Origin of the sequence: Clostridium sp. UMB9555A (genome assembly GCF_030222355.1) — a bacterium.
In the GTDB taxonomy this organism is placed as follows: domain Bacteria; phylum Bacillota; class Clostridia; order Clostridiales; family Clostridiaceae; genus Sarcina; species Sarcina perfringens.
The window spans coordinates 286,862-303,972 of the sequence record NZ_JASORQ010000002.1 but is presented as its reverse complement, the minus strand read 5'-3'; the positions used below and the strand labels follow the sequence as shown (position 1 = coordinate 303,972).

Genomic DNA, 17,111 nt, shown 5'->3' with positions numbered 1-17,111 from the left:
GGGGAAGATTTGGGCTTTTTTAAAAATATGATAAATAAGTATAGGAATTATGTTTACGCCAAAATGTTAAGTGGTGAAACTCCTATATTTAGTCAGTTTGGAGAAGATATTTATGCTAGTGATATAGTTAAAAATTGCATAAGATGTACTGCAGATGAAATGTCAAAGTTAAAACCTAAGCATATACGAATTTTAGCTGAAGATAAGCAACAAACAATTAATAGTTCAATTAATAGATTGCTTAAAGTGTCACCTAATCCACTGATGACTATATCAGAATTTCTAGAAAAATGTGTTTGGCTAAGAGAAACTACGTATAATTGTTTTATTTACCCTCAATTCTATATAAACGACTCTGGTAAAAGAATTTATACTGGCTTTTATCCATTGAATCCTAGAAATGTAGATTTTTTAGAAGATGAATCAGGAACTTTATTTATAAAGTTTACTTTTGGTAATGGAATGGAAGTTACTTTAAAATACAGTAATATAATTCATTGGAGAAAAGACTTTAGTTTTAATGAATTTATGGGAGGAAATGCACAAGGTCAAGCAGATAATAGAGAATTATTAAAAATATTAAATATAAATAATACTATTACTGAAGGGTTAGACAAAGCTGTAAAATCGAGTTTAACCATAAATGGGATAGTTAAAATAAACACTTTGCTTGATGATGAAAATCAACAGAAAGAAAGAGCAAAGTTTGAAAGGCAACTTCAAACTTCTCAAAGTGGTATTTTAGCTTTAGATATGAAAAGTGATTTTATATCTCTTTCAAGAAATAATCCAGTTGTAATTGATAAAAATATTTTAGAGTTTGTAGAAGCTAAAATATTAAATAGATATGGCGTATCTTTTCCTATATTGACAGGAGATTTTACAGATGAACAATACCAGGCATTTTATGATAAAAAGTTAGAGCCAATGATTAATTCGTTAGGTCAAGCTTTTAATAAATGTTTATTTACAGATAGAGAAATAGATATGGGGAATGAAGTTATATTTTATCCTCAGAAACTTCTTTTTACAAACACTAAAAATAAAATTGCTGTAGGTGATATTTTAGGAAATAGGGGAGCATTAACTGATAATCAGTTATTAGAACTATTCGGCTATCCACCGTTTGAAGGTGGAGATATTAGACATATGTCTCTTAACTATATAAATAGAGATTTAGCTGATAGTTATCAAGCTCAAAAAGCTGGAAAGGGGGTGAAAGAGGATGAATAACAATTTATACATTACTAGAAGTTTCGAAGCTAATGACTTTCAAACTACAGAAGAAGGAAGAATTAAAGGTTATGCAGCAGTATTTAACCAAACTACATTAATAGGTGGGTATTTCAGAGAAGTAATAGAAAGAGGAGCATTCGATGCATGTGATTTAAGTGATGTATTTCTTCATGTAAATCATGATACAAGACAAATACCGCTTGCTAGATGTAGAAGTAAAGATTCTACAATGACTATAACAATAGATGATAAAGGATTGTGTATAGATGCACTTTTAGACATTGAAAACAATTCAGAAGCGAAAGCAGTTTATAATTCGGTAAAGCGAGGAGATTTAGATGGAATGTCCTTCGCTTTTTTTATTGAAGAACAAAAGTGGGAAAATTTATCTAGTAAAATTCCAACAAGAAAAATTTTAAAATTCAAAAGAGTAAATGAAGTTAGTATAGTTAGTAGACCAGCTTATAAAGGAACAAGTGTTTCAACTGAAAGAAGTGAAGAGGTTGCTAATGCTAAAGAAGAATTGTTGGAAGCTAGAAAAGAATTAGATAACTCAAAGTTAGAATTAGAAAAATTAAAATTAAAAATAAAATATTCAAAAGAGAGGTATTAAATATGGACTTAAAAAAACTATTACAATTAATAAATACAAAGGAAACGAAAAGAACTAAATTAGTTGAAAGATCTCAAGCGACAGAAAGTATTGAAGAACTTAGAAGTTTAGAAGGAGAAATATCCGGATTAGATGAAGAAATAAAGGAACTTAGAGAGTTATATGAAGCTTTAGGTGGAGAAACAAATGAAGGTTGGCAACAAAATGAAGGTAATCAAAGAAGTGTTGCTGGTGGAATGATACCTTCAACTGGCAATTTTAATCCTATTGCTTCATTTTCAACAGGTTTCAATGAAAATAGAAATGATGAAGATATGTATAGTTCTTTAGAATATAGACAAGCTTTTAAAGACTATATGGTTAATGGAACACCTATACCAGATAAATTTAAAAATACAGAGGCAAGAAGTAACGAATTAACTGTAGTTGGTGATATAGGAGCAGTTATTCCAACTACAATTTTAAATAAAGTTATAGAAGATATAACTACTGAAGGAAAAATATTAAGCAGAGTTACTCAAACTTCTTACCAAGGAGCAGTAGCAATTCCTATATCTGAAGTAATGCCAGAAGCTACATGGTTAGAGGATGAAACTTCTGTATCTGATGAACAAAAGGCAAAAATGGGTGCAAAAATTCAATTTGGATATCATGTTTTAGAAGCTAAGATGGCAATAGGACTATTATCAGCTACAGTATCTTTGCCAATATTTGAATCAACAGTAGTTAAACAATTAAAGAAAGCTATGATTAAAGCTATAGAAACAGCTATAGTAAAAGGAAGTGGCTCAGGTCAACCTTTAGGATTTATAAACGTTGAAGGATTACCAAAGGAACAAATTATAGAATTCAATAGTACCAATATAGGAACTGTAAGTAAGTGGGCTGAAGTTGAAGCTGCTATAGATGAAGAGGTTGAGGATGATGTTATTTACACTATGTCAAAACCAACTTGGGAAACTCATTTAAATGGAATGACTGATAAGAATGGACAAAAAATAGGATTAGGGAAAATAAATGAAAAAGGTCAAAAAATACTAAGTGGTAGAGAAGTATTAACAGTAAATAAATTTCCTTCATTTGCAAAAGCTTCAGAAGGAGATATATTCGGAGCAGTAGTAAACCTTTCTCAATATTTGCTTAATTCTAATTTAAGTATGTACTATAAAAAGTACTTTGATGAAGATAAAAATAAGTGGATTCATAAAGCATTAATGATAGTAGATGGGAAAATGGCTATGGGTAAAAATAGCAAAGGTACATTAGTTGGAGCTCAAGGGTTAGTATTATTAAAAAAAGGTGCAGAATTAAATAAAGCTCAATTAAAAGCATTAGCTAAAGCGGAAGCAGAAGCTGCAAAGATAGAAGAGGCGGAAAGTGAAAAGTAATTTAGATTCTGTAAAAGACTATTTAAGAATTGAAGATAATGACGAAGATGTACAAATATTATCTTTAATTCAAGCTTCTAAACTTTATTTAAAGAATGCAGGAGTTCCAGAAAGAGAAGATGATGAATTATATAACTTAGTTATAAAAATGCTAGTATCAAGTATGTATGAGAATAAGAGCTCGGGAAATCCGAGCTTTTGTCTTTCTCTACAATCATTGATAACTCAATTATCTTGTTCGGGAGGTTCTAAAGATGAAAATAAACCCTAGAGAATTAAGATATACAATAGAAATAAAAAGATTAGTTAAAGCAGATAGTAGCCTTAAAGATGATGAGTATAAGGTAATAAGAAAGTGTAAAGCTAAAGTTAAAATGCTTGGAGGAAATGAGTTTATAAAAGCTGATGCTGTTAACTTAAAACAAACAGCAAATTTTATTATAAGAAGAAGCAAACAATATACTCCACAGAATACAGATATAATCATTTTTAGAGGTAAGCAATTCAATATAGATTATATAAATGAATTGCCAGACATAGGTGATTATATAGAACTAAGAGGAGTGATTATATAATGGGGCTTAAATTTGATTTTTCAAAAGTAAAACAACGTTTAGCTACACTTGATACTAAAGCACAAAAAGAAGTTTTGGATAGAGCTTTAGATGCTGGAAATAAAGAAGTATTGAGAGCTCTTGAAATAAATGTTCCTGTTAATACTGGAATAACCAAAGAAAACTTAGGTGAAATAAGTAAAACTGGGAGTTCTACAGATAGAAAATCTAAATTAGGCGTTAAAAGCAAAGAAAAATCTATTGTTGCCAGAGTTTTCTATACTGAGTATGGGAATAGGAGACAAGTTGGTACACATTGGATGAAAAAAAGCTTTAATCAAAGTAAGGGAGGAGCTAAGAAAAAAATAATAGCATCTTTAAAAAGGGATTTGAAATTATAATGTTAGAAAAGATTGAAGAATTATTAAAAACTTTAAATATAGATTTGGGATATCAAATTTACGATGGTAATTCTAATGAATATATTATTTTTGATATTGCAAGTGAGTATGACACAACCTTTGCTGATGATGATAATTTAGAAGAAAAGAAAATTGTAACTATTAATTATTGGCATAAAAATAAAAGTGGAATTGAAAAGTATATAGAAATTAAGAAGCTATTTAAAAATAATGGCTTCTTTTTTGATTCCATGAAAACATTAAATCCATCTCAAGGGTTTTATGGCAAAAATTTTATTTTTATATTGGAGGAATTAAATGATGAATAAGAAAAAATTATTAAAAGGATTTAGTAATGTACATTTCGCACCATTCGAAGAGGATGACTATACAACACCAATACCAATTCAAAATGGGAAGAAGATTGAAGCGGAATTAAAATATGAAAGTGATCAAGATTGGGCAGATAATACGAGTGCTGATGATTTTAACTATGCTGGTGGCGAAGGAACTTTAACTACATTAGGATTGGATAAAACAGAGTACAATGCTTTGTTTAGCAATAAAATTGTAAAAGGTGGAATAGTGGTTAATTCTGAGGATGTTGCAAGAGAGGGAGCTTTTTTATTTGAAAGAAAGAAAAAGGGGTCAAAACATAAAAGATTATATGTAATTTATGCTTGTAAGTGTAGTCAATCTGGATTAAATGCAGAGACGATTGAGGATGGTAAAGGTGCGGCTGGAGAAGATGAAATTAAATTTACTGTAGGAGAAGCGGTAAATGGAGATATATTTCATTTTATAGATACAGATGACCCTACTGTTGATCAAGATGCTATTACAAATTGGTTTAAAAAAGTTCAAAAACCTAAAGAGGTAGGAATGTTAAATGAACTTAAAATACAGGAAGTTTCAGAAGAAAAAGAAACTAAGTCAAAAAGTAAATAATTTTTAGAGAAGGCTTATACCTTCTCTTTTTATTTAAGGTGATTTCATGTATATATCAAAAATTAGATTAAATAATAAAGAATTTGTAGGTACATTAACATTTTTAACTATAAAAAATATTAAGGAAACTATGCTTAATGAATTTAATAAAGAGGTTACAGTAAAAGAAATTATTGAAGGAATCTCAAATTTTGATATGACATTATTTACAGTTTTTATATTGGAAACTATAAATTCAACTAATCAACACAATAAAGAAGAGGTTTTAGATGCCTTTTCATCTGATTCAAATTTAGTTGATAAGTTTAATAATGCTTATTCATACATCTATGACTTAATAAATAAGTGCTTACCTTTAAATAAAGAAAAGGAAGAAAATGAAAGTGAATTTGAGGATGGTGAGGATGAGTCAAGTTTTGAGTGGGAATTTGATTATATGGAATATCTATGGAATACCGTTTTAAAACGAAATGACTTTTGGAATACAACACCTAAGAATTTCTTTTCACAAATGGATATACATTACAAATTACATGGAGATAAAAAAGATTCTAATGTAGAGGAAATTTAAGATAAGGAGGTGGTTGTATGGGTGACAGTATAGAACGTTTAGTTCTAGAATTAGCATTAGAAAGTGGAAATTTTAAAAAACAAATTCAAGGTATAGATAGTGCTATTAAAAAATCTGAAAATGAGTTCAAAAATGCTTCAAAAGGTGTAACAAACTATGAAAATAGTTATGTAGGATTATCTCATAAGATAAGTAAAACAAGTAAACAAATTGATTTATATAGTCAAAAACTTGAAAAACAAGAAGCTGAATATAAAGAGTTATCTAATATAGTTGATACTCAAAAAGCTAAACTTTTAGAATTAGAATCTACAGTTGGGAAAGGTTCTGAAGAGTGGCAAAAACAAGCTACATTACTACAAAAGAATGCTCAAAAAATGCTAACTTTATCTACTAATATTGATAAGACTAAAAACACTATCAATACATTAGAGCAGGAACTAAAAGACTCTAAGCAACAATTTGAACAACTAGGTAATAGTACTAAAACTGTAGCAGAGCAATTAACTGAAATTGAAAATAAATCAAGACTTGCTGAAAGTGAATTAAATAAATTAGGTTCAGAAATGAATTCTAATGGTAACTTTTTTAAACAATTAGGTCAAGAAATGAAATCAATGTCTTTAACCTTAGAAACTAATATACAAAAAATAGATGTATATGAGCAAGAGATTAAAAAGTTAAATTCTAAGTTACAAGAAAATAAATTAGAGCATACAAAGTTATCAGAAGAAATTAAAAAAATTGAATCGGCTCTTGAACAATCTAAATCTGAATATGGTGAAAATTCAGTTGAAGCTGAGCAATTAAGACAAAAATTATTAACTTTAAAAGATAGTTATTCTAATGTTGAAAAAGAAATAGAAGATACTGTAACTGATTTAAATAAATATCAAACAGAACTAAATGAAACTCAAGCAGAAGTTAATAATTTAGCTAGAGATTTAAAGCAATTACCATTTGATACTATTGGTGAAAAAGTAAAAAGTGCAGGACAAAATACGAAACAATTTGGGCAAAGTGTGACGATGGGTGTTACTATGCCTATGGGAGTCGCAGGAGCTGCCGCAACTAAAGCAGGTGTTGATTTTACAACAAGTATGAGTGCATTACAAGCAACGGCTGGAATAGCTGATAAAAGTTCAGAATCATATAAAAAATTAGAAGAAAAAGCATTAGCGATGGGAAGCTCAACTTCTTTCTCTGCTTCAGAAGCAGCTGATGGATTAAAATTTTTAGCTCTTGCCGGTTGGGATGTTGAAACATCAGTTTCAAGAATAGAACCAGTTTTACGTGCTGCTGAAGCTGGAGGAATTGATTTAGCAAGAACTGCCGATTTAGTAACTGATTCTATGTCGGCTGCTGGAGTTAAATCTGATGATTTTGCAAAGTATTTAGATATAGTTGCTAACGCACAAAGAAAATCTAATACATCAATGGAGCAAATGCTAGAAGCTTATATAGTAGCTGGGGGAATATTTGATCAATTGAATGTTCCATTAGAAGAATCAGGAGTGCTTTTAGGAATATTAGCCAATAGAGGTACTAAAGGAAGTGAAGCTGGAAATGCTTTGATTTCTGTATTCTCTAATATAATAACTGAAACTGGTCAAGCTGGAAAAGCTTTAGATGCATTGAATATTTCTTTGTATACAAGTGAAGGAAAACAAAGAAATATAGTTGAAGTATTAAAAGAAATGGCTACTAAGTTAGGAGTTGCTTCTGATGGTACAAGCAAACTAACCGAAAAACAAAAACAACAATATGCCGCCATGGTAGGTGGGAAAACTCAATTTGATACACTTATGAAATTACTAAGTGGTGTTAGTGGTGAATATGATACATTAAAATCACAGCTAGAACAAAGCAACGGTTCTTTAAATGAAATGGCTAGAATTATGAAGGATAATTTAGGTGGAAAAATTGAGTCAATGAAATCAGCTATAGAAGGTTCCTTAATAAGAGCATTTGTTGCAATGGAGCCTGTATTATCTAAAATAGTTGAACTTATAACGGATGTTGCTAACTGGTTTAGTTCTCTTGATGAAGAACAACAAAAAAATATTGTAACTATGGGAGCTATTGTTGCAGCTTTAGGACCAGTTTTAATGGGAATAGGAAATTTAATAATAGTTGGTGGTAATGCTGTAACTTTATTTGGAAAACTTGGAGCTGGAGCAACTGCAACAGCTGGAGCTACAGGTGGTTTAACTAGTGCATTAGGTGTATTAGCAAGTCCTATAGGAATAGGTGCTGTTATTGTAGCTTTAACTGCATTAATGGCAATGGTTGGCGATAATGAAATGGCTATTTTAAAACTTCAAGAAAAATTTGGAGGGTTAGGATATATTATAGGGGCTGTTTGTGAATTTATTAGTGGTATAGTTCAAATGACTTTTGGTAATTTAGCTATTTCTATAATGGGAATATGTGATATCATAGCAGCGATAGCAGATGGTCCAGGAGGACAAACTGTTAATGATGCTTGGAGTAGAATGACAGCTAAATTAACTTTAAATACTGAAGAGGCTATGATGAAGGTAACTAACTCTACAAGTAGAGGATTATCTCAAATGAGAGCAATGTCAGAGAGTGAATTAACTGTTTTAACTCAAACAGCAGATGGTATATTAAAAAATATTCCTTTAATTGTAGATGGGAATTATGGTGAAGCAGCTAATAGAATGGCCCATCAACTTGGAGCTTTAGACCAAAATCAACTTAATACCTTAACTCATATGAATGATACTACAAAAATGTTATTCCAAGGAATAAATAATTCAATGACTGTAGAACAAAAGGCAAATCAAGTTGAATGGAATCTTAAACAAATGGCTCAAGCAGGTAAAATAAATGGTGATACTATGGCTAAGGATATATCTAAGGCTATGGAAACTTTCACTAAAACTATGGAACAAAAAACAAAAGAAAGTTCCAATAAAGCTGATACTAATACAAATGAAATGTCTAAAAGTGTAGCCGATAATACTGATAATATGGCTGATAAAGTTGATGATAACGCTAGTGATATGGAGAAATATGCAACTTCTAACGCAAATGCCATGAAAAACAATGTTACAAGTGCTACAGCTACAATGAGAGATAGATGTATTTCAGATTGGAGAAGTATAAGAAATGAATATAGTAGAGGCATAAATGGGAATGTCAGTATAATGAGGACTACAACTAATGTACAAAGAAGTATTGTAGAGCCGCCTAGAAGTTATTCTCTTGAACCACAAAATTATAGTCTTGATAATAGGGTGGCTAGAGCTTTTAATATTCCACAAATTGATTCTAGCAATTATATGACTAGAGGTTCTTATTATTCAAGTTCATCTGAAGAAAGTTTAAAAGTTAATACTAGCTTCGTTAATAATGATTTTAATAAAATAGTAAAGGCTTTATCTCAAAAAGAAACTGAATCTAAAAATGAAATTAATTTATACTTAGAAAAAGTAGAAATTAAAAATAATGATGATTATCAAGTGGTGGCAAAAAAACTTGCTAATATGTTGAATGTTGAACTTGAAAAGCTTAAAAAGAAAAATAAAAGAACTAAAGGAGGGGGAATATATGCTTAGTTTATATTTTAATAATATAAGAATACCTGATTGGGTAAAAGTAACTAATATTACTGAAGATATACTTCCAACTTTAGAAGCTACTAAATATAAAACTAAATTAGGAGAAAAGAAAATAACTATTGATTTTAAATTTAAAAGAAATAAATTGATAGATCATAAAAGGAAAACTGAATTGTTAACATGGCTTAAAGGAGATAATTTTAAATTAAATAAATTAATTTTACCTAATAGAATAGATTTTTATTATATGGCCAAAGTAACAAACCTTTCTTCTATTAGTGGAACTATTAGAAAAGGAGAAGGCTCAATAGAGTTTACTTGTTTTAATTATCAAGAAATTCAAGCAAATGAAATTAAATTAAATATAACAGATACAACTGAAAAAATAATAAACTATACTGGTTCTGAAGATGTATATCCTGATTTTATATTTAAAGTTATTAGTACTTGCGACAAAATAAAAATTAGAGATGGTAATTCTAACTTTTTAGAATTTAATAATAGTTTTAATAAAGGTGATATTTTAGAAATAACTCAAAGTACAAATAAAGTTATGCTCAACAATTCTCTAAATATGCAAATATGGCATTTAAAAAGTAAAAGAATTAAATTTATTCCTGGATTAAATTCATTGAAACTAGAGAGTGGAAATGTTGAGGTAACTGTAAAATGGAACAATAAATATTTATAGGAGGATCTATGCTTTATATATTTGATAGAAAAGAAAATTTACTTGAAATATTAACAGAAGAAGACTATTCAGATTTTAAACATATCACAAAAGTTAATTCAAGTGATTCTTTAAGTTTTAGTACTAGCAAAAAAAAGAATATTAAGAAAAATAATAAAGTTGGATTCTTCAAAGATGAAAAATTCCAGCTTTTTTTAATTTATGATTTTAACGATACAATATCACTTGATGAAAATAAAATTGATATTGAATGTATTAGTGATTTTAATTCATTAGGAAACTTCATAATAGAAGATAAAAGAGTAGTTAATGGAACACTAAGAGAAGCAGCTCAAAAAGCTCTCGAGGGCATGGACTATCAAGTGGGAGTTACTGAAGAATTTGAATTAAGAAATATAAATTTCTATTTTATCTCAAGATTAAAAGCTTTTAACGATATTCTTGATACTTTTAAAGCTGAATTTGATATAAGGATTGAAATTGATGAAGCTACAGGTCGAATAACTAATAAATATATAGATTTTAAACATAGATTAGGTGAAGATACGGGATTAAGATTTACTTTTGATACAAACTTAAAGTCTATTGAAAAAAGTCCGGTAGGTGATCATTTTAATGTTTTATATGGAAGAGGTAAATCATTAGAGACTGATAACGGCGGATTTAGTAGAAAGTTAGATTTTGCCGAAGTAAATAATGGTAAAAAATATGTTGAGGATATTGAAAGTATCTCTAAGTATGGAAGATTAGAAGGAATTTTTTCAGATGACAATATATCAGATAAAAGAGAATTATTAAATAAGACTCTTGATAAATTGCAGGAAGTTAAAAATCCTAAATTCACATATAAAGTAACTTTAGAATACTTAAATACTTTAGATGGTTTTGAACATTATAAATGTCAAAAAGGAGATACAATTATAATAATTGATGAAGAAGAAAATTTAGTTTTAGAAGCTAGAATATTAGAAATTGAAGAAACAGAGGATATAATTATAACTCTTGGAAGTGTGCAGGTTGGTTTAGTTGACTCAGATTTTGAAAGTGAAATAGGTGATTTAAAAGATAAAGTCGATATATTAGATAATAATAAACCAACTATAGATAATATTTACCCAGACACATTACCAGATGTGCCAATATTAAAAGCAAAAGCTTTATATAGCAGCGTAATATTAGATTGGAGTTATAGCAATAAAGAGTATTACACATATGAATTATTTGCAAGTAAGATAAAAGACTTTAATCCAACTAGCGATAATAGAATTTTCGAAGGTAAAGCAAGTTCGTTTTTACATGAAGTTAAACCATCTGAAACTTGGTATTATAGAGTGCGTGCAAAGAACACTTATGGTAAAACAACATTATTTTCACCTCAAATTAAAGCTGTTACTTTTAAAATAAGTGATTCGGCTGAAATTTTCGAAGAAGCAGCAATAGGACACGCTATTATTAGAGATTTAGATATGGATAAAGCAACAGTAGGGAAATTAAAAGGTCAAAGAATAGATGCTAGAAACCTTACTGTAACTGACGGTAATGGTAAAAGAACGTTAGATATAGATAGTTTTGGAAATGTTGCGTTAGATGTTACAAGTTTAAATATAAGATCAAAGAGTGTTTCAACTAAAGAAGATACCACAAAAGAGATAAATGAATCAATAAAAAAATATAAAAAAACTGTGGATGATTCATTCCAAGAGCTTTTAAATGCCCATACAGATTTAGAAAAAACTATGAATGGAGTCTTCAAAGATGGAATTTTAACAGAAGCAGAAAAGAAAGACTTAGAAAAGCAACTGAATATACTGGAGATAGAAAAAAATAATGCTTTAAAAGAAGTAGAGGCTTTAATGAAAAGAGAAGAATTAAAAGATACAAATCAATTATTACTTTTAAATAATGCTAAACAAAATTTTATAGATAAGCATTATTCTTTAATAAATGCAATTAGAGAAGTTATAGGATTAAATCAAGAAGAAAAACCAACAATTCCAAACATATCTATATTTAAAGATATTGTAATACACTTTCCACACTTCAGTGATAAGCATAGACCTGCATATCCTGATATTTCATTGATAGAAAACCATAACGGTGATGTCTATTTATTTGATGGTGGTGAGAAAATAAGTCAATACGATGTAGAAAAGTATCTTTATAGTAAAAATATTTTTAAGGTTGATAAAATATTCATAACACACTCGCATTCAGATCATATATCAGGTATTCCATATCTAATAGATAAGTTTGGTTGCAAAGAGCTTTATTGTAAAACTCCTGATTGGAACTCTATGCCTTCAATTGAAATTAACGAGTGGAAAACAAAGGAACTACATGAGGAAATGATTGCAAAAGCTCAAAGTATTGGTGCAAGAATAATAGAACTAAATGATGATATAAAAATACAGTTAACTGATAAGAGTGATATTTGGGTTTATAATACTCAGAACACTAATTATAGTAATTATAATAATATTAGTTTAGGTTTCTTATTTAGATACTATTATAATAATCAAGATGCTATAAGATATTTCATTCAAGGAGACATGTCTTACTCTAGTGAAGAGTTTGTTGGTGGTCAAAATATAGGTAAAGTAGATATTCTTAAAATGGGACATCATGGTAATACCAGTTCAAACGGTGAAAAATGGTTAGGATATTTAAGGCCTGATTATTCTATTGCAACAATTGCTTATCCGCCTGGAAATCAGGTTAGGCTAAATACAATGAGATCTAAGTTTGTTAATTCTAAAGTTCTAATTCCTAATGAAAATAGAGATTATATGAATATTGCCATTGATAAAGATAATGGTTCTATTTTTACAAGTGCTATAGAGCATGTTATTTCTAATTCGTGGTATCAAAGGGACAATGGAGATTGGTTTTATTTTAAGTCTGACGGCTTTTTTGCTACAAATGAAAGTCTAATAATAAATGAACGTAAATATTATTTTGATATAAACAGTAAATGTACAAATCCGGAGGGAGAGAATATTGAATAAAAATATTGACAAAGAGCTTTGGGAAAGTTATTCTGAAGCACTTTCTAATTTAAATAAAGAAATTCAGGAGTCCTTAAATTCTATTTCTACAACTAAAGCCAATATAACTCTTGAGGAGTTAGCATCTAAAATGAATATGTTTGTTGGGAAAATAAATTTAGAAGTATCTAGGAAAGTCGGTATTAATGAAATAATTTCATATATAAATATGAGTCCTGAAAGCATAAAAATTAAATCTAATAAAATTTATCTTGTTGGATATGTAACTGTAGGTGATTTAGAAAGCGATGAAACCACAACTATAAATAATGCTCATGTGACATCTGGGATTATTGAAGGTAAAACCATGATTGCTCTTAATGGTTCAGGAAAAGGGGATGGAGTTTTAACTGTAAATAATGCAGATGCTTACTTAGAATACTTTAGATGTAGAGAGGCGTGGATGTTAAGTCCATATGCAAATGGATGGAAGGTTCCTTTGATTCATAGTAGATATGGAACTAAGGATTCTGAGATTATGAATACCATGATAGATGAATTAAGTATTCATGAATCTACTCAAAATTGGCTTAGGATTGACAATACAATGACAGGTAGAGTTGAATGGATTTCATTAGAACAATCATATTTAAAAAAGATGGATACACCTTATTATACGAGAAGTGCCCAGCTGAGTGCTAATGAAAAATTAGAAAAAGTTAAATTTTTAAATTCTGACACTAAAAGAAATAGTGCAGAAAATAACTATAATATTTTAGATATAGATAGCTTGGATGATACTTGGATTGAAGATATTCCTAATACTTTAGAAAAAAAACTTAATTTTGAATCTATAATAACAGATTTAATCAAAATAGTTCAAAAACAAAATGAGCAAATTAAAATTCTTAAACAAGGAGGTTAGTTATAAAATGGCAAAAAAGAATATGACTTTTATAGTTGACACTTTTGAAAGTGATTACAGTCCAGTTGGGATTGTAAAACAATTAGATAGTGTCATTTTTAATATAACAGTAACTGAAAATAGTACGATAAAAAGTTTAAATAATCAGAATATAAAACTTTTTGCAAAAAAGCCTGATAAAACTAAGGTAGAACAAACAGAAGGTATCAATATAACTAATTCAACTAATGGAGAATTAACTATTGATTTAAAGAATTCAGCCCTTCAATCAGTAGGTCTTGTTTATTTTGAATTAGAATTAAAAGATTCTGAAGGAACAATAAGTACAGCTAATTTTATCATTAGAGTAGATGAAAAACTTGGAAGTAATGAAGCTATAGAAAGTACAAATGAATTTGATACTTTTGAAAAGATAAAATTAGAAGAACAAAAAAGGCAAGAATCTGAAAAAGAAAGAGATAAGATTTTTAAAGGATTGATAACTGAAGGAACTGAATTTAATGGATCATTGGAGAATAATATCAATTTAGCAGAAACTTTAAATACTAATTTAGCTGAAAATATAAAACTAGCAGGTCCATTAAATACATCTTTGAATGAAAAGATTCCAGAAGCAGCTACAAAGAAAAGTGAGTTAGAAAGTTCTATAGTAGAAGCAAAGAAATTCATTGATGGACTTGATGGAAGCCAAAACATTCCTGGTATTAGAATGGAACTAACAGAGCTACAGAATGGACTTAAAAGTAACCAAAATTTATCTTATGAAGGAATTTCTATAAATGCCGAAAATACGCTAGAAGGCAGAACAGAAGGTATGAAAATTAAGGGTAGAACTTTGAATAACTTATATAAAGCAAATAATATAAGAGAAGATGCTGGAGGGAAATATATACTTGTTGATACATTTGAGGAATATGCACCGAAGGACAGAGTTGTTTATATAGTTAATAATACTAATAGAATACTTTTATTAAATGTATATAGAATAGGTGGAGGATGGGATAGTAACCCTATTATAAGAGAAAATTCTATAAGTAAGTTAGATTTGACTGGTAAAAAACTAACTGGATTTTTAGGTATGTATGATAGAGGATGGACAAATAGTGAAACTGATAAGGAATTACTAAGAAATACATGCATAGTCCTTGATAGAGAAGAAACTTATATACCACAAAAATACTTCGAAGGATTAAAAAGCTTTGGAGAAGCAGAGCAAGAAGGAGATAAATATAAAATTAGTATTTTAAGTAGTGGTAAGAATATTGGTAGATTAGATTTATCAAATAAAAATATTACTCCTTTTGAAGATGGATATCGACTTGATTGTGTAGCTTTATACAGAGGTGATGAAGATATATTTAATTTGAAAGGTAAGTATAAGTATAATACATCATATGTGCTTTCTTATTATGGCAAAATATTAGATAATTCAAACGCAAATAACTATAGATTGAGAGTATATTATACTGATAACACATATACTGATGGTGTTATCACTGGAAATAAATATGAAAAGAGAGTTATCAAAACATTGAGTGGTAAAACAGTATATAAGATAATAGGTTACTATGGTTCAATGAATGGTGATTTTATAGTTAAAGATGTAATGTTAGAGGAAGGGACACAAGCGACACAATATGAATCTTACAAATGTGATAAAAAAGATATTTTAATATCAGCTCCATTACCAGGTTTTGATTTTGGAGAAGATATTATGTACGAAGAGAATGGCCAAGTAAAAATAACTAGGAATATAGATACTTATACATTTACTGGTGATGAAACTATTCGAGATACTACAGAACAAGATGAAAAGAGTGGAACTGGAAAATATAAAGTTTTTGTTTTAACTATTAATAAAACAATAGATAAAAATAAAAACATTAATAATAATTTTCCTAAAAAACAATTTAGTGTTGCTTTCCAAAAAGTAGATAGTGAAGGACTAGCCATTACTCAATATGGTGTTTATATAAAAATACTTAAATCTAAATTATCTACACAAGATGCAGAAGGATTAAAAGCATGGCTAAAAGCTAATACAACAACAATATACTTTGCAAGAGCTACACCGGTAACGGAGATTGTAGAAAATTGTATTGATATAGATTTAGATACATTCCAAGAAAAAACATATTTCTATATATTAAACTCACTTCCAGGAGCTGTAGATTTTAGAGTACCTAGTAATTTAGGAACTATGATACAAAATATATCTAAAGAAATTAATAATATATGGGATGTTATAGATATGTTAGTAGCAGGACTACTAGACGCTAAGAAAGATCTTGCAAGAAAGACAATAAAAAATAATTTAAAATAAAAAATGTAAAAAGAAAGGAGGATTTGTATGAAAAATATTAAGTTAATAGCTAAAAGAGATTTTGAAATAATTAGAAATAAAAAAGTTATAGGTAAAATTAAAAAAGATAAAGAATATATTGCTAGATATTTTGAAGATACACAAGAGTTTTTTATAAATGTAAATGATAATGAAATTTTCGTAGCAGAAATATTAGATAATCAATTAAAAATAGATGAAGATTTTAAATTAAAATAGAAAGGATGATATAAAAATGGCATACGAATTATGTAAATTTCAAATTGAATCAGGAAACTACAACAAGGAGGAAATGAAAGAGAACCTAATTCTTTTTAAAATGACAGGAGATTTAACAGCAAAGCAATTTATGGAATTAAGTAATATGCTTAATTCAAAACAAGATATTACAGAAGGAGAAATAAATTAATGTTTAAATTTATACCAGAAGCAATAAGTTGGTTATTAGTTCTTTATTTTGGAATTAAAACAATAGATATGATTCTAGGAATATTAAAATCATACAAGAACAAAAATTATAGAAGTAGAAAAATGAGAGATGGAATAATAAGGTGGATAGCTGAATTGTTAGCTATAGCCTTTGTATTAATACTTGATATGTTCTTAGGATTAAAATTTACTTTAATAGGTCTTACAGTAGCATTGTTTGCTTATAAAGAAGCTGGAAGTGTAGTAGAGAATTTAGGGGAATGTGGAGTAACATTACCAAGTATCATTTCAGAAAAATTAGAAGTATTAAATACAGAGAAAAAGAACAAAGATACAGAAAATGAGAACGAAGTTATAGAAATTAAAGACGATATAGAGAAAAATAAGAACGATATATCAAATAATGAAGTTAAAAATTAAAAAAATAAGGCAATGAATTAGGA

General features: G+C 28.6%; 17 protein-coding genes. All 17 read left to right on the top strand.

What is annotated here, in order from left to right:
* Positions 1-9 precede the first annotated feature (9 nt).
* The 17 genes from QP548_RS06590 to QP548_RS06510 are packed head-to-tail and all read left to right on the top strand — an operon-like array spanning position 10 to position 17,088.
* The gene (locus QP548_RS06590; protein WP_081109938.1) at positions 10-1,233 is read left to right on the top strand and encodes a phage portal protein; all 1,224 of its coding nucleotides are present in this window, start codon (positions 10-12) and stop codon (positions 1,231-1,233) included.
* Positions 1,226-1,849, top strand: coding sequence for an HK97 family phage prohead protease (locus QP548_RS06585; RefSeq protein WP_061427581.1), 624 nt, complete (start codon positions 1,226-1,228; stop codon positions 1,847-1,849). The genes QP548_RS06590 and QP548_RS06585 overlap by 8 nt, the downstream gene beginning before the upstream one ends.
* 2 nt (positions 1,850-1,851) lie before the next feature.
* Positions 1,852-3,237 carry a phage major capsid protein gene (locus QP548_RS06580; protein ID WP_061427583.1) on the top strand — a complete coding sequence of 462 codons (1,386 nt, stop codon included), beginning with the start codon at positions 1,852-1,854 and terminating at the stop codon, positions 3,235-3,237.
* Complete coding sequence (locus QP548_RS06575; protein WP_061427585.1) at positions 3,227-3,508, top strand: head-tail connector protein; 282 nt, start codon at positions 3,227-3,229, stop codon at positions 3,506-3,508. Before QP548_RS06580 ends, QP548_RS06575 begins: the two co-directional genes overlap by 11 nt.
* The gene (locus tag QP548_RS06570; protein ID WP_061427587.1) at positions 3,492-3,812 is read left to right on the top strand and encodes a phage head closure protein; all 321 of its coding nucleotides are present in this window, start codon (positions 3,492-3,494) and stop codon (positions 3,810-3,812) included. The genes QP548_RS06575 and QP548_RS06570 overlap by 17 nt, the downstream gene beginning before the upstream one ends.
* The gene (locus QP548_RS06565; RefSeq protein ID WP_061427589.1) at positions 3,812-4,192 is read left to right on the top strand and encodes an HK97 gp10 family phage protein; all 381 of its coding nucleotides are present in this window, start codon (positions 3,812-3,814) and stop codon (positions 4,190-4,192) included. Before QP548_RS06570 ends, QP548_RS06565 begins: the two co-directional genes overlap by 1 nt.
* On the top strand, positions 4,192-4,521 hold the full coding sequence (locus QP548_RS06560) for a hypothetical protein (RefSeq protein ID WP_061427591.1): 330 nt from the start codon (positions 4,192-4,194) through the stop codon (positions 4,519-4,521). Before QP548_RS06565 ends, QP548_RS06560 begins: the two co-directional genes overlap by 1 nt.
* Positions 4,511-5,140 carry a major tail protein gene (locus QP548_RS06555; protein WP_061427593.1) on the top strand — a complete coding sequence of 210 codons (630 nt, stop codon included), beginning with the start codon at positions 4,511-4,513 and terminating at the stop codon, positions 5,138-5,140. Before QP548_RS06560 ends, QP548_RS06555 begins: the two co-directional genes overlap by 11 nt.
* Positions 5,141-5,186: 46 nt before the next feature.
* The gene (locus QP548_RS06550) at positions 5,187-5,711 is read left to right on the top strand and encodes a hypothetical protein (protein WP_061427595.1); all 525 of its coding nucleotides are present in this window, start codon (positions 5,187-5,189) and stop codon (positions 5,709-5,711) included.
* A gap of 17 nt (positions 5,712-5,728) precedes the next feature.
* A complete protein-coding gene (locus tag QP548_RS06545) occupies positions 5,729-9,295 on the top strand; it encodes a phage tail tape measure protein (RefSeq protein ID WP_061427597.1) in 3,567 nt (1,188 codons plus the stop codon).
* On the top strand, positions 9,288-9,989 hold the full coding sequence (locus tag QP548_RS06540) for a distal tail protein Dit (RefSeq protein ID WP_061427600.1): 702 nt from the start codon (positions 9,288-9,290) through the stop codon (positions 9,987-9,989). The genes QP548_RS06545 and QP548_RS06540 overlap by 8 nt, the downstream gene beginning before the upstream one ends.
* A gap of 8 nt (positions 9,990-9,997) precedes the next feature.
* Entirely contained in the window at positions 9,998-12,994 is a 2,997-nt protein-coding gene (locus QP548_RS06535) for a phage tail protein (RefSeq protein ID WP_081109940.1), read from the top strand.
* Positions 12,987-13,898 (top strand): hypothetical protein, encoded by a 912-nt coding sequence (locus QP548_RS06530; RefSeq protein WP_061427601.1) that lies wholly within the window; start codon positions 12,987-12,989, stop codon positions 13,896-13,898. Before QP548_RS06535 ends, QP548_RS06530 begins: the two co-directional genes overlap by 8 nt.
* A gap of 7 nt (positions 13,899-13,905) precedes the next feature.
* Positions 13,906-16,221, top strand: coding sequence for a BppU family phage baseplate upper protein (locus QP548_RS06525; RefSeq protein WP_061427603.1), 2,316 nt, complete (start codon positions 13,906-13,908; stop codon positions 16,219-16,221).
* Positions 16,222-16,248: 27 nt separating this feature from the next.
* Positions 16,249-16,458: a hypothetical protein gene (locus tag QP548_RS06520; protein WP_061427605.1), complete on the top strand. Its 210-nt coding sequence runs from the start codon at positions 16,249-16,251 to the stop codon at positions 16,456-16,458.
* A gap of 16 nt (positions 16,459-16,474) precedes the next feature.
* Positions 16,475-16,648 carry a hypothetical protein gene (locus QP548_RS06515; protein WP_170869544.1) on the top strand — a complete coding sequence of 58 codons (174 nt, stop codon included), beginning with the start codon at positions 16,475-16,477 and terminating at the stop codon, positions 16,646-16,648.
* Positions 16,648-17,088: a phage holin family protein gene (locus QP548_RS06510; protein ID WP_081109942.1), complete on the top strand. Its 441-nt coding sequence runs from the start codon at positions 16,648-16,650 to the stop codon at positions 17,086-17,088. Before QP548_RS06515 ends, QP548_RS06510 begins: the two co-directional genes overlap by 1 nt.
* Positions 17,089-17,111: the final 23 nt, after the last annotated feature.